19 protein-coding genes are annotated in these 18,029 nt (G+C 59.2%); 13 read left to right on the top strand and 6 right to left on the bottom strand.

The window, feature by feature from the left end; genetic code table 11:
- Positions 1–118: 118 nt before the first annotated feature.
- Positions 119–499, bottom strand: coding sequence for a COG4315 family predicted lipoprotein (locus ACP7BE_RS14880; protein ID WP_426106335.1), 381 nt, complete (start codon positions 497–499; stop codon positions 119–121).
- A gap of 151 nt (positions 500–650) precedes the next feature.
- On the opposite strand from ACP7BE_RS14880, the gene phoB reads away from it, so the two are divergent.
- The 7 genes from phoB to epsC all read left to right on the top strand — a co-directional run bounded on the left by phoB (position 651) and on the right by epsC (position 10,101).
- Positions 651–1,343 carry a phosphate regulon transcriptional regulator PhoB gene (gene phoB, locus ACP7BE_RS14875; protein WP_094999621.1) on the top strand — a complete coding sequence of 231 codons (693 nt, stop codon included), beginning with the start codon at positions 651–653 and terminating at the stop codon, positions 1,341–1,343.
- A 44-nt stretch (positions 1,344–1,387) separates the two neighbouring features.
- Entirely contained in the window at positions 1,388–2,710 is a 1,323-nt protein-coding gene (gene phoR / locus ACP7BE_RS14870; RefSeq protein WP_094999622.1) for a phosphate regulon sensor histidine kinase PhoR, read from the top strand.
- A gap of 99 nt (positions 2,711–2,809) precedes the next feature.
- Positions 2,810–4,150: a hemolysin family protein gene (locus ACP7BE_RS14865; protein ID WP_094999623.1), complete on the top strand. Its 1,341-nt coding sequence runs from the start codon at positions 2,810–2,812 to the stop codon at positions 4,148–4,150.
- Positions 4,151–4,357: 207 nt separating this feature from the next.
- The gene (locus tag ACP7BE_RS14860; protein WP_094999624.1) at positions 4,358–5,665 is read left to right on the top strand and encodes a CitMHS family transporter; all 1,308 of its coding nucleotides are present in this window, start codon (positions 4,358–4,360) and stop codon (positions 5,663–5,665) included.
- Positions 5,666–5,960: 295 nt separating this feature from the next.
- Entirely contained in the window at positions 5,961–7,619 is a 1,659-nt protein-coding gene (locus tag ACP7BE_RS14855) for a Na/Pi cotransporter family protein (protein ID WP_094999625.1), read from the top strand.
- An 83-nt stretch (positions 7,620–7,702) separates the two neighbouring features.
- The gene (locus ACP7BE_RS14850) at positions 7,703–9,079 is read left to right on the top strand and encodes a M16 family metallopeptidase (protein ID WP_426106332.1); all 1,377 of its coding nucleotides are present in this window, start codon (positions 7,703–7,705) and stop codon (positions 9,077–9,079) included.
- 95 nt (positions 9,080–9,174) lie between these two features.
- Positions 9,175–10,101 (top strand): serine O-acetyltransferase EpsC, encoded by a 927-nt coding sequence (gene epsC / locus ACP7BE_RS14845; protein ID WP_094999627.1) that lies wholly within the window; start codon positions 9,175–9,177, stop codon positions 10,099–10,101.
- Between the two features lie 113 nt (positions 10,102–10,214).
- Here the strand turns inward: epsC and trpA are convergent, their stop codons facing one another.
- A complete protein-coding gene (trpA, locus tag ACP7BE_RS14840; protein WP_150629112.1) occupies positions 10,215–11,021 on the bottom strand; it encodes a tryptophan synthase subunit alpha in 807 nt (268 codons plus the stop codon).
- Positions 11,021–12,241 carry a tryptophan synthase subunit beta gene (gene trpB / locus ACP7BE_RS14835; RefSeq protein WP_094999629.1) on the bottom strand — a complete coding sequence of 407 codons (1,221 nt, stop codon included), beginning with the start codon at positions 12,239–12,241 and terminating at the stop codon, positions 11,021–11,023. The genes trpA and trpB overlap by 1 nt, the downstream gene beginning before the upstream one ends.
- A 113-nt stretch (positions 12,242–12,354) precedes the next feature.
- On the opposite strand from trpB, the gene ACP7BE_RS14830 reads away from it, so the two are divergent.
- A complete protein-coding gene (locus ACP7BE_RS14830; protein ID WP_095038472.1) occupies positions 12,355–13,251 on the top strand; it encodes a LysR family transcriptional regulator in 897 nt (298 codons plus the stop codon).
- On the opposite strand, the gene ACP7BE_RS14825 is transcribed toward ACP7BE_RS14830, so the two are convergent.
- Complete coding sequence (locus tag ACP7BE_RS14825) at positions 13,248–13,574, bottom strand: DUF883 family protein (protein ID WP_016782799.1); 327 nt, start codon at positions 13,572–13,574, stop codon at positions 13,248–13,250. The two genes, ACP7BE_RS14830 and ACP7BE_RS14825, sit on opposite strands and share 4 nt — an antisense overlap.
- Before the next feature lie 154 nt (positions 13,575–13,728).
- Here ACP7BE_RS14825 and ACP7BE_RS14820 point away from each other — a divergent pair, with 154 nt between their 5' ends.
- Both ACP7BE_RS14820 and ACP7BE_RS14815 read left to right on the top strand, forming a co-directional pair.
- Complete coding sequence (locus tag ACP7BE_RS14820) at positions 13,729–13,944, top strand: dodecin (protein WP_094999631.1); 216 nt, start codon at positions 13,729–13,731, stop codon at positions 13,942–13,944.
- Between the two features lie 119 nt (positions 13,945–14,063).
- A complete protein-coding gene (locus ACP7BE_RS14815; RefSeq protein WP_094999632.1) occupies positions 14,064–14,288 on the top strand; it encodes a DUF1161 domain-containing protein in 225 nt (74 codons plus the stop codon).
- Positions 14,289–14,408: 120 nt separating this feature from the next.
- Here ACP7BE_RS14815 and ACP7BE_RS14810 read toward each other — a convergent pair whose 3' ends face one another.
- Positions 14,409–15,413 (bottom strand): LLM class flavin-dependent oxidoreductase, encoded by a 1,005-nt coding sequence (locus ACP7BE_RS14810; protein ID WP_095020613.1) that lies wholly within the window; start codon positions 15,411–15,413, stop codon positions 14,409–14,411.
- A 215-nt stretch (positions 15,414–15,628) separates the two neighbouring features.
- On the opposite strand from ACP7BE_RS14810, the gene ACP7BE_RS14805 reads away from it, so the two are divergent.
- Positions 15,629–16,060, top strand: coding sequence for an OsmC family protein (locus tag ACP7BE_RS14805; RefSeq protein ID WP_094999634.1), 432 nt, complete (start codon positions 15,629–15,631; stop codon positions 16,058–16,060).
- A 147-nt stretch (positions 16,061–16,207) separates the two neighbouring features.
- Positions 16,208–16,453, top strand: coding sequence for a DUF1161 domain-containing protein (locus ACP7BE_RS14800; RefSeq protein ID WP_094999635.1), 246 nt, complete (start codon positions 16,208–16,210; stop codon positions 16,451–16,453).
- Here ACP7BE_RS14800 and ACP7BE_RS14795 read toward each other — a convergent pair.
- Positions 16,445–16,861: a hypothetical protein gene (locus ACP7BE_RS14795; protein WP_133144125.1), complete on the bottom strand. Its 417-nt coding sequence runs from the start codon at positions 16,859–16,861 to the stop codon at positions 16,445–16,447. The genes ACP7BE_RS14800 and ACP7BE_RS14795 overlap by 9 nt on opposite strands.
- A 74-nt stretch (positions 16,862–16,935) precedes the next feature.
- Here ACP7BE_RS14795 and ACP7BE_RS14790 point away from each other — a divergent pair, with 74 nt between their 5' ends.
- Positions 16,936–17,982 (top strand): aminopeptidase, encoded by a 1,047-nt coding sequence (locus tag ACP7BE_RS14790; RefSeq protein WP_426106325.1) that lies wholly within the window; start codon positions 16,936–16,938, stop codon positions 17,980–17,982.
- The last annotated feature ends 47 nt before the right edge of the window (positions 17,983–18,029 follow it).

Below are 18,029 nucleotides of genomic sequence, written 5' to 3'. Positions count from 1 at the left end.
ACCCCAGCCCTCTCTCGGAGGGAGAGGGAGCCGATCTTCAGTGAGGCGTACATCTGCTTTTGCTTTTAGTCCCCTCTCCCATTGGGAGAGGGTCAGGGTGAGGGTTTTTTTGATCTTCCTATGGCTTGGCCACCTTCCACGCCCCGTCCATTTTACCGTCACCGGTCATGTCACCGGCTTTCTTGTCCATCACGAAGGTGTACAGCGGTTTGCCGTCATAGGCCCATTGCATGTGGCCGTCATCGCGCTTGATGGCCGCCCACTTGCCCATGTCCATGGCTGTGCTCTCGGCTGCCAGCGGCGGCCAGTTGGCGGCGCACTTGTCATTGCACATCGATTTGCCGCCCGCATCCTTGGCGAAGGTGTAGAGGGTCATGCCTTTGTGGTCGACCAGCATGCCGTCCTTGGTCATCGCCGGTTCAGCCGCATACGCCAACCCGGGCAAGGTGAAGGCTACGGCCAGCAACAATGTCTTTAGGGAAAACGAGCTAGATGTCATTGGAATCGTCCTTTTTGTGGTTGTACGATTTGAGACTAAAGCGTAGTTCACGAACCGTTAGCGCGCGCCCATCCCCAAAGCTGTCACACGACTGCAATAATTGCGTTATCTAATGCGCCACAAGACAGTTTAATGACGAGAGGATTACGGCATGGTTGGCAGGAGCATTTTGATCGTTGATGACGAGGCGCCGATCCGCGAGATGATCGCCGTGGCCCTGGAAATGGCGGGCTACGATTGCCTTGAAGCCGATAATGCCCAGGATGCCCATGCCATTATCGTGGACCGTAAACCGGACCTGATCCTGCTCGACTGGATGCTGCCCGGCGGCACGTCGGGCATTGAGCTGGCCCGACGCCTCAAGCGCGAAGAGCTGACCGGCGATATTCCCATCATCATGCTCACGGCCAAGGGTGAAGAGGACAACAAGATCCAGGGCCTGGAAGTGGGCGCGGATGACTACATCACCAAACCATTCTCCCCCCGTGAGCTGGTCGCCCGCCTCAAGGCTGTGCTGCGCCGCGCCGGCCCGGCCGATGCCGAATCGCCCATCGAGATTGGCGGTCTGCTGCTCGACCCCATCAGCCACCGCGTGACCATCGACGGCACCCCTGCCGAAATGGGCCCCACTGAATACCGCCTGCTGCAATTTTTCATGACCCACCAGGAGCGCGCCTACACCCGGGGCCAGTTGCTGGACCAGGTCTGGGGCGGCAACGTGTATGTGGAGGAGCGCACTGTGGACGTGCATATCCGCCGCTTGCGCAAAGCGCTCGGTGAGGCTTACGAAAATCTGGTACAAACCGTGCGTGGTACCGGTTACCGGTTTTCCACCAAGGCCTGATACCGGCTCTCACTGATCCAGCGGCAAGCAAGGACTCGCGCGACGTGAATCAAAACTGGCATGGCACTCTGATCCGTCATTTGTTGCTTTTGGTCACTGGCTGCCTGCTGGTCGGGCTGATCAGTGGCTATTACGGCTGGAGCCTGGCCATTGGCCTGGCGTTCTATCTGGGCTGGACCCTCAAGCAGTTGCTGCGCCTGCACGAGTGGCTGCGCCAGCACAAACCCGACGAAGCACCGCCCGATGGCTACGGTTTGTGGGGCGAGGTGTTCGACAGCATCTACCACCTGCAGCGCCGTGACCAGCGCGTACGCGGGCGACTGCAAGCGGTGATCGATCGCGTGCAAGAGTCCACGGCGGCGCTCAAGGACGCGGTGATCATGCTCGACAGTGACGGCAACCTGGAGTGGTGGAACCTTGCCGCAGAGACCCTGCTGGGTCTCAAGACGCCACAGGACAGCGGCCAGCCAGTGACCAACCTGGTACGCCACCCGCGCTTCAAGGAATACTTCGAGCAAGGTAATTATGGCGAACCGCTGGATATCCCCTCGCCGGTCAACGATCACTTGCGCATCCAGCTCTATATCACCCGCTACGGCAACAACGAACACCTGATGCTGGTGCGCGACGTGACGCGCATTCATCAACTGGAGCAGATGCGCAAAGACTTTATCGCCAACGTGTCCCATGAACTGCGTACGCCGTTGACGGTGATCTGTGGCTATCTTGAAACCCTGCTCGATAACGTCGACGACGTAAACCCGCGCTGGAAGCGCCCCCTGTCGCAAATGCAGCAACAGGGTGAACGCATGCAGACCCTGCTCAACGACCTGCTGTTGCTGGCCAAGCTGGAGGCCACGGATTACCCCTCGGATAACCAGCCGGTGGCCATCGACAGCTTGCTGCGTTCGATCAAGAGCGACGCCCAGGCGTTGTCCGGTCAGCGCAACCAGACGATCACCCTGGACGTGGAAGCCGATTGCGCGCTCAAGGGCAGCGAAGCCGAATTGCGCAGCGCGTTCTCCAACCTGGTGTTCAACGCCGTCAAATACACCCCCGATGGCGGCAGCGTACGCATTCGCTGGTGGGCAGACAGCGCGGGCGCCCACTTGAGCGTGCAGGACTCGGGCGTGGGTATCGACAACAAGCATTTGCCGCGCCTGACGGAACGCTTCTACCGTGTCGACTCCAGCCGCAACGCTAGCACCGGCGGCACCGGGCTGGGCCTGGCGATCGTCAAGCATGTGTTGCTGCGCCACCGCGCGCGGCTGGAGATCAGCAGCGTATTGGGACACGGCAGCACCTTCACCTGCCATTTCGCACCGGGCCAGGTGACAAAACCCCAGCCAAAGACACTTATTGACTAGGCCCTGTAGCCCTTTCCCACTAGGCAAGGGCTACATCAGCCGTTACATTGTTTGGCCATACCTCCCTATCTGTAACGACGGAACCCGTAAAACTCCATCATGGACCCTTCCCCTGGCTTGACCCTCGCGACACTCTTCGCCGACTTCGGCATGATTCTTTTTGCTTTGATCCTGGTTTTGCTCAACGGTTTTTTCGTTGCGGCCGAATTTGCCATGGTCAAATTGCGCTCCACCCGGGTTGAGGCGATAGCCGAAGACAACGGCTGGCGCGGGCAGATCCTGCGCACCGTGCATAACCAGCTCGACGCCTACCTGTCTGCCTGCCAGTTGGGTATCACCCTGGCCTCGCTGGGCCTGGGCTGGGTCGGCGAGCCGGCGTTCGCCCATATCCTGGAGCCGCTGCTGGGCGCCATCGGTGTCTCGTCGCCTGAAGTGATCAAGGGCGTATCGTTCTTTACCGCCTTCTTTATCATTTCCTATCTGCACATCGTGGTCGGTGAGCTGGCGCCCAAGTCCTGGGCCATCCGCAAGCCAGAGACCCTGTCGCTGTGGACCGCCGTGCCGCTGTACCTGTTCTACTGGGCCATGTACCCGGCGATTTACCTGCTCAACGCCAGTGCCAACGCGATTTTGCGTATTGCCGGCCAGGGTGAGCCCGGTGCCCATCACGATCACGCTTACAGCCGTGAAGAACTCAAGCTGATCCTGCACTCCAGCCGTGGCCAGGATCCGAGCGACCAGGGCATGCGCGTGCTGGCTTCTGCCGTGGAAATGGGCGAGCTGGAAGTGGTCGACTGGGCCAACTCCCGCGAAGACCTGGTGACCCTGGATTCCAAGGCGCCGCTCAAGGACATCCTGGCGCTGTTCCGTCGCCACAAATTCAGCCGCTACCCGGTCTATGATGCCGACACCAACACCTTCGTCGGTTTGCTGCACATCAAGGATCTGCTGCTGGAACTGGCCGACCTGGACCACTTGCCCGAAACCTTCAACCTTGAAGAACTGACCCGACCGCTGGAGCGGGTGTCGCGGCATATGCCGCTGAGTCAGTTGCTTGAGCAGTTCCGCAAGGGCGGCGCGCACTTTGCCCTGGTTGAAGAAGCTGACGGCAAGGTGGTGGGCTACCTGACCATGGAGGACGTGCTGGAAGTGCTGGTGGGTGATATCCAGGACGAACACCGCAAGGCCGAGCGCGGCATTCTGTCGTATCAGCCTGGCAAGCTGCTGGTGCGCGGCGACACGCCGTTGTTCAAGATTGAACGCTTGCTGGGTGTGGACCTTGACCACGTTGAAGCCGAAACCGTCGCGGGCCTGATCTACGACACCCTCAAGCGGGTTCCGGCCGAAGAAGAACAACTGGAAGTCGAAGGCCTGCGCATCATCATCAAAAAGATGAAAGGTCCGAAAATCGTCCTGGCCAAAGTCCTCAAGCTGGATTAAATCCCGCTCTTTGTAGCAGCTGCCTCGTTCCTTCGGCAGCTGCTACAAAGATTTATGCAACTCTCCCTTCTGTAAGAACTTTTGCCAGCGAAAGCTGGCTGAAAGCTTCCCTCTCTAGCATCGAGTCATTACCGGCAACAGACCGGTTGGCCTGCCACGCGTACAACCCGCGGTCAGCGCCTTACTACAACAATAAGGGTGACTTTCATGCTGACCTTCCTTGGCTTTGCCATGGTCATTACATTCATGTACCTGATCATGACCAAGCGTCTTTCCGCCCTGATCGCCCTGATTCTGGTGCCCATCCTGTTTGCCGTTTTCGGCGGTTTTGCCCCGAAAATCGGCCCGATGATGCTCGAAGGCATCACCAAGCTGGCCCCTACCGGGGTGATGCTGATGTTCGCCATCCTCTACTTTGCCCTGATGATCGACTCCGGTCTGTTTGACCCGGCAGTGCGCAAGATCCTCAAGCTGGTCAAGGGTGATCCGCTGAAAATCTCGGTGGGCACGGCGGTGCTGGCGCTGGTGGTGTCCCTGGATGGCGACGGCGCGACCACCTACATGATTTGCGTAGCGGCCATGCTGCCGCTCTACAGCCGTATCGGGATGAGCCCGCGAATCATGGCCGGCCTGATCATCCTGGCCGGCGGCGTGATGAACATGACGCCCTGGGGCGGCCCGACAGCACGGGCGGCCAGTGCGCTGCACGTCGATCCTTCGGATATTTTTGTACCGATGATCCCGGCAATGCTCGCCGGCTGCGCAGCGATCCTGGTCATCGCCTGGTTCTACGGCAAGCGCGAGCGTGCGCGTCTGGGCGAATTGCACCTGCACGGCGATGAAGTCGACCACAGCGAAATCAGCGTGTCGCAGTATCCGGATGCACGTCGACCTAAACTGATCTGGTTCAACGGTGCATTGACCCTGGCGCTGATGATCGCGCTGATTGCTGGCCTGCTGCCTCTGCCCGTGTTGTTTATGGTCGCGTTCAGTATCGCGATGATCGTCAACTATCCATGCCTGCAACAGCAAAAAGACCGTGTAGCGGCCCATGCTGGCAGTGTCCTGGCAGTGGTTGGGCTGATTTTTGCCGCGGGTATCTTCACTGGCATCCTGTCGGGCACCGGGATGGTCGATGCCATGTCCAAAAGCCTGTTGGCCGTGATTCCGCCTGCGCTCGGGCCGTATCTGGCGGTGATCACCGCGCTGGTGAGCATGCCCTTCACCTTCTTCATGTCCAACGATGCGTTCTACTACGGGGTACTGCCTGTATTGGCCGAAGCGGCCAGCCACTACGGCATCACTGCCGCCGAAATGGCCCGTGCCTCAATTGTCGGCCAGCCAGTGCATTTGCTCAGCCCACTGGTGCCCTCGACCTACCTGCTGGTAGCCCTGGCCGGTATCGAGTTTGGCGATCACCAGCGTTTCACCCTCAAGTGGGCGATTCTGGTGTGCCTGTGCATCATGGTCGCCGCGCTGCTGCTGGGCACATTCCCGCTGTTCAGTACGCTGTAACACAGCAATCGCGTAGCAGCTGCCGAGGAACGTAGGCTGCGTTCGAGCGCGAAGCGGTCGTAAAGTCTGAGCCTATGGTGTGCCTGACACACCGCAATCGCCGATTTTACGACTGCTGCGCAGCCGGACGCAGCCTTCGTTCCTCGGCAGCTGCTACGAGGTATTAATCTTTCAACCCTGCCCCTGCTATGCGATGCTGGCGCTCTGCTCAATTGCCGACTACATCTTAAGAAACATCTGTAGGAACGGCCCGCAGCTATCTGATCCTTAGACACATCTACCACAGGGAGCCAGCATGCTGACCCTGCTCAATCTGCTTTCCGCCGTGGCCTTGCTCATCTGGGGCACGCATATCGTCCGAACCGGCATCTTGCGGGTCTACGGTACCAACCTGCGCCATGTCATCGGGCAAAACGTCTCCAGGCGCATGTTTGCCTTTGTCGCGGGGATCGTGGTTACCGCCATGGTGCAAAGCAGCAACGCCACGGCCATGCTGGTCACTTCCTTTGTCGGCCAGGGGCTGATGGCGCTGACGCCCGCGCTGGCCACCATGCTCGGTGCCGATGTCGGTACGGCCTTGATGGCGCGGGTGCTGACCTTCGACCTGTCGTGGCTGTCGCCGCTGTTGATTTTTCTGGGTGTGATTTTCTTTTTGACCCGCAAGCAAACCCGTGCCGGGCAACTGGGGCGGGTGGGCATTGGCCTGGGCTTGATCATCCTGGCGTTGCAATTGATTGTCGAAGCCGCCACACCCATCACCCATGCTCAGGGCGTGAAGGTGATTTTTGCTTCGTTGACCGGCGATATTCTGCTCGATGCCCTGGTTGGCGCCCTGTTCGCCATGGTTTCTTACTCAAGCCTGGCAGCCGTGCTGCTGACCGCCACATTGGCGGGCGCGGGGGTTATCAGCCTGCATGTGGCCATCGGCCTGGTGATTGGCGCCAATATCGGCAGCGGCATACTGGCGTTTCTCAGTACCAATATGCAGAACGCAGCGGGCCGGCAGGTGGCATTGGGCAGCCTGCTGTACAAGCTGATCGGCCTGTTGTTGATCATGCCCGTGCTCGACCCGCTGGTGGCCTGGATGGACAGCCTGAGCTATAGCGCCCAGGAGTTGGTGATCGGCTTCCATCTGCTCTACAACACCGCCCGCTGTTTCTTGATGTTGCCGACAGTAGGCCTGATGGCGCGCATTTGCGCCTGGCTGCTGCCTGAGCGCGAGCAAACCAACGGTGTCGCCAAACCGCGCCACCTGGACCCCGCCGCCCTCGATACACCGAGCCTGGCGCTAGCCAATGCGGTGCGCGAAACCCTGCGCATTGGCGACCTGATCGACACCATGTTGGTCAATATGCTCGACGTTCTACGCGGCAAGCAAACGGCTATCACCGCGGAAATGCGCACGTTGAGCGATGAAGTCGAAGTGCTCTACAGCGCGGTAAAACTCTATCTGGCACAAATGCCTCGGGAGGATTTAAGCGAGCAGGACAGTCGGCGCTGGGCTGAAATCATCGAACTGGCGATCAACCTCAAACTTGCCAGTGATGTAATCGAACGCATGCTGCGCAAAGTCCAGCAGCAGAAAACCTCCCAGCGCCGGTCATTTTCAGAAACAGGGCTGGAGGAGCTGGTGGGCCTGCAAACCCAGTTGATCGATAATTTGCGTCTTGGGCTGACGGTGTTTCTCAATTCCGACCCGCAGAACGCCCGCCAATTGCTGCGTGAAAAACGCCGCTTTCGCGCCCAGGAGCGGCGTTTGGCCCACGCTCACGTAAGTCGCTTGCAGCGTAAAGTCACACAAAGTATCGAGACCAGTTCTATGCATCTGGAGCTGATCGCGGACATGAAACGCCTTAACTCGCTGTTTTGCGGCAGCGCCTACGTGGTGCTGGAGACCTCTGAAACCGGGGCCCTGGAGCTGGATGACGCAGCCGACACGCAACATTCGCCTTGAACGTTGTACGTCGGGCTGTTGTCAGCCGTTATGCAGCGACTAAGCTGCACGGGCTCAAGGATTCGAGAATTCAGGGATTTTTTATGCGTTGCCTGCTGTTTATCTGCTTGCTGCTTGGCGCTGCCCAAGGCTTTGCCGTGGATCGCTACAGCGTTGAGGGCTATCAACTGCCCAATGGTCTGCAACTGATCCTCAAACCCAACAACGATCGCGATCATGTGGCTATTCGGCTGGTGGTGGGGGTGGGTATGGATGACTTTTCCTGCGCCGATCAGCAATTGCCCCATCTGCTGGAACATTTGCTCTTCAGCGGCATCGACGACACCGGTGAAGGGGGGCTGGAGGAGCGCATGCAAGCGCTGGGGGGCGAATGGAACGCTTTTACCAGCAGCGCCGATACCACCTTTGTAATCGAGGCCCCGGCAAAAAATCAGCGCAAGATTCTCGACCTGCTGCTGGGGTTGCTGACCCGCACCCAGCTGACCGAACAACGTATCAGCGACGCCAAACAGGTGGTCGAGCGCGAAGACGGCGGCCATTATTCGCACTTGCAGCGCTGGCTGGACCGTCAGGATCTGGGCCACAGCGCCAGCAACCAGCTGGCTGTCGAATTGGGCCTGAAGTGCGCCGAGCGGGCCGAAGTGCATGACCTTACCCGCCAGCAGCTAGAGGCTGTACGCCAGAAGTGGTACGCGCCCAACAACATGACGCTGATTATCGTCGGCGACCTTGACCGTTTCTTGCCAGCTTATCTCGAGCGAGCCTACGGTGCCCTCGAGCCGGTTGACCCCAGCGAGCACCGTCCCCTCGCCGCCATCGATGCCAAGGCCGACGCAGAGCGCGAGCTGGTGCGCGGTGTGGTGGGCGATACGGCAACCCTGCACTGGTTGCTGCCCGAACCGGTTATCGAAGGGCAATCCGATGAAACCTGGACCCTGCTGCGCGATTATCTGGAGTGGGCGCTGTACAGCGAACTGCGGCTCAAGCACGGCTTGTCTTACGGCCCCTGGGCTGAGCGCGAGGTGTTTGGCGGCGTGAGTTTTCTGAGTCTGAATGCGGATCTTGAACGCGAGAACGTGCCCAGGGCCCGTGAGGTGATGCAGCAACTCACGTCACGGCTGCTCAAGGACGGGCTGGATCCGCAGGTGTTTGCCCGACTCAAGCAAACGGCCATTTCCCGTCAGGCGTGGACGGTGCAAGGCAGCAGTGCGCTGGCCGATTACTACTGGGCCTCGCTGGGAGACTACGATGAAGGCCGTTTTGCCGACCCTGCCCGGCAGTTGCAGGCCATTAACCTGGAGCAGGCAAATGCCGCACTGCGCGAGTTATTTGCCGAGCCCGGGTACATTCGCATCGAAAAGCCGCTATTCAGCTATCACGGCTTGAGCATGGCCATTTTGGGCGGGTTGCTGCTGTTGATCTGCGCCGTGGTGGGTTGGCGCCTCTGGCGCCGGCGTTAAGGCTTGATTGCCGGAGTCGCAAACGTTTTGATACCGTAAAATCATTGCCTATTCGCGGCTGGTTGATCCAGCCGCCAGCGTGCGGAGTATTCATCGTGAGTGATCGTTCCAATCCTTGGCAATTGCAGGCCATCGTCTGCCAACTGCGCGCGGCGCGAAACCAGTGGCGTACGCAAAACGGCCGCGTCAGTGGCGAACAGGGCGGTCGCGAGCTGCCGTCGCGTGCTGCAATGGCCGATATTCTTGAAGCTCTTTGCGGTGCTTTGTTTCCGATGCGTTTGGGCCCGGTGGACCTGCGTGAAGAGAGCGAAGATTTCTACGTGGGCCACACCCTGGACGTAGCCCTCAATGCGTTGCTGACCCAGGCCCGGCTGGAGTTGCGTTATGTCGCGCGTCAGGGCGGGTTGCCGGATGAGGGAGTGGATGCGACGGCGACCTTGCTGATTCAGGACTTTGCCCTGGCATTGCCGGGTTTGCGCAGCATTCTTGATACAGACGTACTGGCCGCCTATCACGGCGACCCGGCGGCGCGCAGCGTCGATGAAGTGTTGCTGTGCTACCCGGGGATTCTGGCGGTGATTCATCACCGGTTGGCGCACCACCTGTACCGTGCCGGGTTACCGTTGCTGGCGCGCATCAGCGCAGAAATCGCCCATTCGGCCACGGGGATCGACATTCACCCCGGCGCGCAGATTGGCCGCAGTTTCTTTATCGATCACGGTACGGGTGTGGTGATTGGTGAAACCGCGATTATCGGCGAGCGTGTGCGGATTTATCAGGCGGTGACGTTGGGTGCCAAGCGGTTCCCGGCGGATGAGTCGGGCCAGCTGCAAAAAGGCCATCCACGCCATCCGATCGTTGAGGATGATGTGGTGATTTATGCGGGAGCGACGATTTTGGGGCGTATCACCATTGGTCAGGGTTCGACCATTGGTGGCAACGTATGGTTGACCCGCAGCGTACCGGCAGGCAGCAACCTGACCCAGGCTAACCTGCTGCATGATGACGGGACGCAGAAGTAATACGGTGTAAGCCTCTTGCCCTCACCCCAGCCCTCTCTCGGGGGGAGAGGGAGCCGATGTGTGGTGACATCCCCCAATCAGTCCCCTCTCCCTCCGGGAGAGGGGCTCTTGATCTAGCGGGCGCTACGTACACCTTCAGCCAGCGCAGCACACAAACTCAGCACACCATCCACCGCCTGTTCAGGCGTCGCTGCATTCTCGATCTTGTCGATCAGGGCCGAGCCCACCACCACGCCATCGGCCAGGCGGGCAATTGCCGCAGCCTGTTCAGGGGTACGGATACCAAAGCCCACGCTGATCGGCAAATCAGTATGCCGACGCAGACGCTCGATAGCCGCGCTCACCTGTTCCGTGGTGGCCGAACCGGCACCGGTCACGCCTGCGACCGAAACGTAGTACACAAAGCCCGAGCTGCCGGCCAATACGGTCGGCAGGCGCACGTCGTCTGTGGTTGGCGTGGTCAGGCGGATAAAGTCCAGGCCTGCAGCCTGCGCCGGGTCGCACAGCTCGCTGTTGTGCTCGGGTGGCATGTCGACCACGATCAGGCCGTCTACGCCCGACTCTTTGGCTTCGGCGATAAAACGCGCCACGCCATAGTGGTGGATCGGGTTGAAATAGCCCATCAGCACCAGCGGAGTGTCGTTGTTACCGGTACGAAATTCACGAACCATCTGCAGGGTTTTTGCCAGGTTCTGCTTGGCGCCCAATGCACGGATGTTGGCCAGCTGGATCGCCGGGCCGTCGGCCATCGGATCGGTGAAGGGCATGCCCAGTTCGATCACATCGGCGCCTGCTGCCGGCAAGCCTTTGAGGATGGCCAGCGAGGTGTCGTAATCCGGGTCACCGGCGGTGACAAAGGTCACCAGCGCCGCGCGGTTTTGTTCCTTGAGAGCGGTAAAGCGCGTTTGCAGGCGGCTCATCAGTGTTGCTCCTGTTGAGACTGTTCCATGTGGTGCATCACGGTTTGCATGTCTTTGTCGCCGCGACCCGAAAGGTTGACCACCATCAGGTGATCGGCCGGCAGGGTCGGTGCGCGCTTGAACACTTCGGCCAGCGCGTGGGCGCTTTCCAGGGCCGGGATGATGCCTTCAAGGCGGCAGCATTTGTGGAAGGCATCCAGCGCCTCAGCGTCGGTCACCGAGGTGTACTGGACGCGACCGATATCGTGCAACCAGGCGTGTTCAGGGCCGATGCCCGGGTAGTCCAGGCCTGCGGAAATCGAATGGGCGTCGATGATCTGGCCATCGTCGTCCTGCAACAGGAAGGTACGGTTGCCGTGCAGCACGCCCGGCTCACCGCCATTGAGGCTGGCCGCGTGCTTGCCGGTTTCGATACCGTAGCCGGCGGCTTCTACGCCGATGATTTCAACGCCGGTGTCATCCAGGAACGGGTGGAACAGGCCCATGGCGTTGGAGCCACCGCCGATGCATGCCACCAGGCTGTCCGGCAGGCGGCCTTCCTGGGCTTGCATCTGGTCGCGGGTTTCCTTGCCGATCACGGCCTGGAAGTCGCGCACCATCGCCGGGTAAGGATGCGGGCCAGCCACGGTGCCGATCAGGTAAAAGGTGCTGTCAACGTTGGTCACCCAGTCACGCAAGGCTTCGTTCATTGCATCTTTGAGGGTGCCAGTGCCGGCCACCACCGGGATCACTTCGGCGCCCAGCAGCTTCATGCGGAACACGTTGGCCTGCTGGCGCTCGATGTCGGTGGTGCCCATGTAGATCACGCACTGCAGGCCAAAGCGCGCAGCCACGGTGGCAGTGGCCACGCCGTGCATGCCGGCGCCGGTCTCGGCGATGATGCGTTTTTTGCCCATGCGCCGTGCCAGCAGGATCTGGCCGATGCAGTTGTTGATCTTGTGGGCGCCGGTGTGGTTCAGCTCTTCGCGCTTGAGGTAGATCTTGGCGCCGCCACAGAACTCGGTCAGCCGCTCGGCGAAGTACAGCGGGCTTGGGCGGCCCACGTAGTCGCGTTGGAAGTAGGCCAGCTCCTTGATGAACTCAGGGTCTTTTTTCGCCAGCTCGTACTCGCGATCCAGGTCAAGGATCAGCGGCATCAGGGTTTCAGCCACATAACGGCCGCCAAATGAGCCAAACAGGCCATTGGCATCAGGGCCGGTACGCAAAGTGGATTGAGTCATGTGACGCTCCAGATAAAAAATGGCGAAGGTCTATGGGCCTGACTGTACCCGTGACAGCCCGGGATGAAAACCGATAAGATCGCCGTAACCTGTCAGGAAAACTCACAGATACCATGAGCCGCGATCTCCCCCCTCTTAATGCCCTGCGTGCCTTTGAAGCCACCGCCCGCCTGAGCAGCGTCAGCCAGGCGGCTGAGCAGCTACACGTCACCCACGGTGCCGTCAGTCGGCAATTGAAAGTGCTGGAAGAGCACCTGGGGGTGAGCCTGTTCGTCAAGGAAGGGCGCGGGCTAAAGCTGACCGAAGCCGGTATCCGCTTGCGGGATGCCAGTAGCGAAGCCTTTGAGCGCTTGAGAAATGTATGCGCTGAACTCACGCAAAGCCAGGTTGACGCTCCGTTCGTGCTCGGCTGTTCAGGCAGTTTGCTGGCACGCTGGTTTATTCCGCGCCTGGGCCGATTGAATGCCGATTTGCCTGACTTGCGCCTGCACCTGTCGGCCGGTGAAGGCGATCTGGACCCGCGTCGCCCCGGGCTGGATGCTTTGCTGGTGTTTGCCGAGCCACCCTGGCCAGCAGACATGCAGGTTTATGAGTTAGCCAGCGAGCGCATTGGCCCGGTGGTCAGCCCCCGTTATGCGCGGTACGAACAACTGCGCCATGCCCCGGCCAGCGCCTTGCTCGACGAACCGTTGCTGCACACCACTTCGCGGCCGCAGGCATGGCCGAGCTGGGCGCAAAAAAACGCAATTGAGACGAAGGATTTAAAATACGGGCAGGGGTTTGAGCACTTGTATTACTTGCTGGAAGCCGCCGTTGCGGGGCTGGGTGTAGCGATTGCTCCCGAGCCGCTGGTGGCCCAGGACCTGCAAGCAGGACGGCTGGCTGCGCCCTGGGGCTTCAATGAAACCCCGGGGCAACTGACGTTATGGTTGCCCAAGCGCGCCGCAGACGGACGCGCCAGGCAACTTGCGCAATGGCTCAAGGCAGAGCTTGCGCGCAGCGCAGATTAATTGCCGCGCTTGCACAACAGGAAGGCTGCCAGCAGACCCAGTGCGCCGATGGCAACGCCAGCGGTGGCATACGGATGCTCTTGGGCGTATTCACGGGTAGCGATCGCGGTTTCGCGGGTTTTGTCCTTCACTTCTTCCAGCGCATCGCTGAGCAGATGACGTGAATGCTTCAGCGCGTTCTCGGCGTTGTTCTTGAGGATGCCAAGGGTCTTTTTGGACTCGTCCGAAGCGTCGTGCTTGAGGCTTTCAAGAGACTTGAGCAGGCTCTCGATCTCTGCTTCCATGCTTTGCAATGAGGCTTTACGTAAAGAGTTGCTAGCCATTAGGGCTCTCCTGCATTGATGAGTGAGGTGCTTGTTAAGTCGGACTACAGGGGCGTGAGAAAGTGCAGTTAACCTGAACTTTTCCTTTTAGATTGCCTACAAAGTATTTAGCACATTCGCTGCTAGGCTTTGATTTACGACAAAGGAGAACGTTATGTCTGACCATCACACCTACAAGAAAGTCGAATTGGTAGGCTCGTCCCCGACCAGCATAGAAGACGCCATCGGTAATGCACTGGCCGAAGCCAACAAAAGCATCAAGCACCTTGAATGGTTCGAGGTGATCGACACCCGCGGCCATATCAAGGACGGCAAGGTGGCGCACTATCAGGTAACGCTCAAAATCGGCTTCAGGATTGCCAGCAGTTGATTTGAGGCAAGGTTTTGCCCCGTGGACTGGCCGTTTGCCATAAAGTCCGCTACACAGTCTGGGTGCAATGCGGCATGTTCGCATTGCACCCTTTTTGTTTTGACCGGGGAATGTGACCGATGAAAAAGCTTTTATTGGCTGTAGGTTTGCTGAGTCTGGCAGGAACGGCGTTCGCGGCGGGCAAGCCGTGCGAAGAACTGAAAAGCGAAATCGCGGCGAAGATTGAAGCTAACGGCGCCAGACATTATTCGCTGACGGTTGTGGAAAAAGGTGCTGCCGCTGACGGCAAGGTAGTGGGCTCTTGCGAAGCCGGCACCAAAGAAATTGTCTACAAGCGCGGGTAAGTCCAGCGCAGTAGTAGATCTTGTGGGAGCGGGCTTGCTCGCGATGCGCACGCTGCGGTGTTTCAGATCAATCGCGTCGATACCATCGCGAGCAAGCCCGCTCCCACACTTCCCTTTGTGTCAGGCCCCTTTCATCACCTGCGACAGCAATTCATACGAGTGAATGCGGTCTGCGTGTTCGTACAGATCACAGGTAAAAATCAACTCATCGGCCTGGGTCTGCTCGACCAGCACGTCCAGCTTGGCCTTGATCTTCTGCGGGCTGCCGACCATCGCCAGGCCCAGGAAACTCATCACCGCCTCTTTTTCGTGGGGCAGCCACAAACCGTCCATCGTCGCCACCGGCGCGCGCTGCACCAGACTCTGCCCGCGCATCAGCGCCAGGATTCGCTGGTACACCGAGGTGGCCAGGTACTCGGCCTGCTCGTCGGTATCAGCAGCCACCAGCGGCACGCCCAACATCACGTAGGGCTTGTCCAGCACGGCAGAAGGCTTGAAGTGGTTGCGATAAACGCGAATCGCTTCATGCATCAACCGTGGTGCGAAATGTGATGCAAAGGCGTAAGGCAAACCCAGTTCACCGGCCAATTGTGCGCTGAACAGACTGGAGCCCAGCAGCCAGACCGGCACATTGGTGCCAGTGCCCGGCATGGCGATGATCCGTTGGTCGGGAGTACGTGGGCCCAGATAGCGCATCAGCTCGGCCACATCCTGCGGGAAATCATCGGCACTGCCCGAACGCTCACGACGCAGGGCGCGGGCGGTCATCTGATCCGAGCCGGGCGCGCGGCCAAGGCCCAGGTCAATGCGTCCCGGGTACAGGCTTTCGAGGGTGCCGAACTGCTCGGCGATAACCAGCGGCGCATGGTTGGGCAGCATCACGCCGCCCGAGCCGACACGGATGGTTGACGTACCGCCGGCGAGATAACCGATCAACACCGAGGTCGCCGAACTGGCAATCCCATCCATGTTGTGGTGTTCCGCTACCCAGAAACGGTTGTAGCCGAATTTTTCCACATGCTGTGCCAGATCCAGCGAATTACGCAACGACTGGGCTGCACTGCCGTTTTCGCGGACAGGGACCAGGTCGAGGGTCGAGAATTTGATGTCAGACAGTCGTTTCATCAGCCGGCTACTCCAGGTGGGATGCAGGTCAGGGTGCTCGCATAACCTGCCAGTACTTACAGCAATATGGGCATATACCCGAGTTTCAATGGTCGACTGGGAATTGAGCTACTAAAAATGAAGATTGGTCCGACAGGGTGAACTTTGTGGGGCGAACTACCCTCACTAGTTCATTCAAGGCGTGAAACCTTCGCGCCGTTCTTCAGGAGGCACGCATGAGTATTAAAAAGAAAGCATCGGCTCATTGGGCAGGCGACCTTAAAACCGGCATTGGCTCCATCTCCACAGAAACCGGCGTGCTGCGCGAAGCGCCTTATGGCTTCAAGGCGAGGTTCGAAGGCGGTAAGGGCACCAACCCCGAAGAGCTGATCGGCGCAGCCCATGCAGGCTGTTTCTCGATGGCCTTGTCGATGATTCTCGGTGATGCCGGCCTCAAGGCCGACAGTATCGATACCACTGCTGAAGTAACCCTGGATCAAGTGGACGGCGGCTTTGCAATTACGGCCGTGCATCTGGTGCTCAAGGCCAAGGTGCCCGGCGCCACCCAGGCGCAATTCGACGAACTGACCACCAAAGCCAAAGAGGGCTGCCCGGTGTCCAAGGTACTGAACGCCAAAATCACCCTCGACGCGACGCTGGTGAGCTGACACCACCTGTGTGCCCCGCTAACCGCTAGCGGGGCACAATCGATACCCGGCTGCGACAGATCAGTCCTGCGCTGTGCGATATGTGATCGAATGGTCGTTACTCGCGTCAGATCATGACTTTGCGTTCTGCCTCAAGGGAGTCTCACCATGAAACGTTTTGCTCTAGCTGTAGTTTGCTGCGCCTTGGCCACCTCGGCTCTGGCGGCGCCCAAGCCGTGCGAAGAACTGAAAGCCGAAATCGAAGCCAAGATCCAGGCGAACAATGTGTCGTCCTACACCCTCGAAATCGTGAGCAATGAAGAAGTTCATGACGAGAACATGGTGGTTGGTTCGTGTGAAAGCGGCACCAAGAAAATCATCTACCAGAACAACGACCGTCAGCCTTCAAGGTAAGCAGTTGACCAGCCGCTCCTCGGCGACCACCTTGCCCGTTGCGTCGTACAGCCGGGCGTAGGCGTTGAAGCCCAGTGAGCGGGCCTGTAGCCGGTAACGCTGGCCGGGCTGGAAGTTGTCGTAATCGACGGTGACGTAACACAGGCGTTCCTGTGGATCACTGAACATACCCATGCCGCCGACAAACACCTCGAAATCGAAGCGCACCATCAACTCGTGGCTACCTGGCGTTACTTGAAAATAGCGGCCATCGGCCTGTCGCTTGTTATCCAGACGCTCGGCCATTACCAGCTTGCCGGTTTGGGTTTCAAGGTCGACCCAGGCCATTGTGGGATCAGCCGGGGGGATTGGCGTGCTGGTACAGGCGCTGAGCAGACAAGCAGCCAGCAACCACAAAAGCGTGCGCATGATGATGTCCAAAAAAAGTGTTACGCAAGCATAGCGTGCATTATGGTCACATCACTCGCCTACTGGATCGCTTTATGACCTCGCGTGTTCGCGGCTTGTTGGTCCTTGCCTTGCCGCTTCTGCTCAGCGGTTGCTCCAGTGCGGGCTACTACTCGCAATTGGCCACCGGCCAATGGAATTTATTGCAGGCCCGTGAACCCGTGAGCAAGGTGATTGTTGATCCCCGGCGCCCGACAGCGTTGCGTGAGCAATTGGCAAAAGCCCAGGCTGCGCGCTCCTTCGCCAGCGAGCATTTACACCTGCCGGACAACCAGAGCTATCGTCTGTATGCCGACCTGAAACGGCAGTATGTGGTGTGGAATGTCTTTGCCACCCCGGCGTACTCCCTCGACCCCGTCACCCATTGCTTTCCCATAGCCGGGTGCGTGGCCTACCGGGGTTATTACAGCCAGGGAGCGGCGCGAGGCGAGGCGGCCCTGCAACGCCAGCAGGGCATGGACGTGTTTGTCAGCGGCGTTGAAGCCTATTCCACCCTGGGATGGTTTGATGACCCGATCCTCAATGGCATGCTCAATTGGGGTGATGAGCGCTTGGCCACACTGATCTTTCACGAGCTGGCCCATCAGCAGTTTTATGTGAAGGACGACACTGAATTCAATGAGTCTTTTGCCAGTTTCGTGGAACAGGAAGGCACCCGCCAATGGCGCGTCGAACAAGGCTTGCCACCCTCCGACGGCAGCCATGTGCAGCAACGTGAACAATTTATCACCCTGGTGCTCGACACTCGCCAGCGCTTGAAGACCCTTTATGCACAGCCGTTGCCTGCAGCCGAAATGCAGCAGCGTAAAACCGCTGCATTCGAACGAATGCGCCGTGATTATCGTCAGTTACGGGATGAGCAATGGGCGGGAAATCCGCGCTATGACGCGTGGGTCAATGGCCCTCTCAATAACGCCAAATTGTTGCCCTTCGGTCTTTACGATCAATGGGTGCCTGCCTTCGCAGCCCTGTTCAAGCACGTGGGCGGCGACTGGCCGAGTTTTTATGCCGAAGTTGAACAGCTGGGTAAATTGCCCCCCGAACAGCGTAAGGCTGCCTTGTATAAATGGGCAGAACGCTGAGCTTTTTGAGGCTGCACTACATAGATAGCCCCCCTGAAATCCCTGTC

It is taken from the genome of Pseudomonas sp. TWR1-1-3 (assembly GCF_049896805.1).
Lineage (GTDB): Bacteria > Pseudomonadota > Gammaproteobacteria > Pseudomonadales > Pseudomonadaceae > Aquipseudomonas > Aquipseudomonas bubulae.
Note: the sequence above shows the minus strand (reverse complement) of the source record. Positions and strands in the feature narration are given on the sequence as shown.

Bases quoted from the DNA above. Each gene is read 5' to 3' on its own strand.
- ACP7BE_RS14880 (WP_426106335.1), bottom strand. From the start codon at position 499: ATGACATCTAGCTCGTTTTCCCTAAAGACATTGTTGCTGGCCGTAGCC.
- phoB (WP_094999621.1), top strand. From the start codon at position 651: ATGGTTGGCAGGAGCATTTTGATCGTTGATGACGAGGCGCCGATCCGC.
- ACP7BE_RS14865 (WP_094999623.1), top strand. From the start codon at position 2,810: ATGGACCCTTCCCCTGGCTTGACCCTCGCGACACTCTTCGCCGACTTC.
- ACP7BE_RS14860 (WP_094999624.1), top strand. From the start codon at position 4,358: ATGCTGACCTTCCTTGGCTTTGCCATGGTCATTACATTCATGTACCTG.
- ACP7BE_RS14855 (WP_094999625.1), top strand. From the start codon at position 5,961: ATGCTGACCCTGCTCAATCTGCTTTCCGCCGTGGCCTTGCTCATCTGG.
- ACP7BE_RS14850 (WP_426106332.1), top strand. From the start codon at position 7,703: ATGCGTTGCCTGCTGTTTATCTGCTTGCTGCTTGGCGCTGCCCAAGGC.
- trpA (WP_150629112.1), bottom strand. From the start codon at position 11,021: ATGAGCCGCCTGCAAACGCGCTTTACCGCTCTCAAGGAACAAAACCGC.
- trpB (WP_094999629.1), bottom strand. From the start codon at position 12,241: ATGACTCAATCCACTTTGCGTACCGGCCCTGATGCCAATGGCCTGTTT.
- ACP7BE_RS14830 (WP_095038472.1), top strand. From the start codon at position 12,355: ATGAGCCGCGATCTCCCCCCTCTTAATGCCCTGCGTGCCTTTGAAGCC.
- ACP7BE_RS14825 (WP_016782799.1), bottom strand. From the start codon at position 13,574: ATGGCTAGCAACTCTTTACGTAAAGCCTCATTGCAAAGCATGGAAGCA.
- ACP7BE_RS14820 (WP_094999631.1), top strand. From the start codon at position 13,729: ATGTCTGACCATCACACCTACAAGAAAGTCGAATTGGTAGGCTCGTCC.
- ACP7BE_RS14815 (WP_094999632.1), top strand. From the start codon at position 14,064: ATGAAAAAGCTTTTATTGGCTGTAGGTTTGCTGAGTCTGGCAGGAACG.
- ACP7BE_RS14810 (WP_095020613.1), bottom strand. From the start codon at position 15,413: ATGAAACGACTGTCTGACATCAAATTCTCGACCCTCGACCTGGTCCCT.
- ACP7BE_RS14805 (WP_094999634.1), top strand. From the start codon at position 15,629: ATGAGTATTAAAAAGAAAGCATCGGCTCATTGGGCAGGCGACCTTAAA.
- ACP7BE_RS14800 (WP_094999635.1), top strand. From the start codon at position 16,208: ATGAAACGTTTTGCTCTAGCTGTAGTTTGCTGCGCCTTGGCCACCTCG.
- ACP7BE_RS14795 (WP_133144125.1), bottom strand. From the start codon at position 16,861: ATGCGCACGCTTTTGTGGTTGCTGGCTGCTTGTCTGCTCAGCGCCTGT.
- ACP7BE_RS14790 (WP_426106325.1), top strand. From the start codon at position 16,936: ATGACCTCGCGTGTTCGCGGCTTGTTGGTCCTTGCCTTGCCGCTTCTG.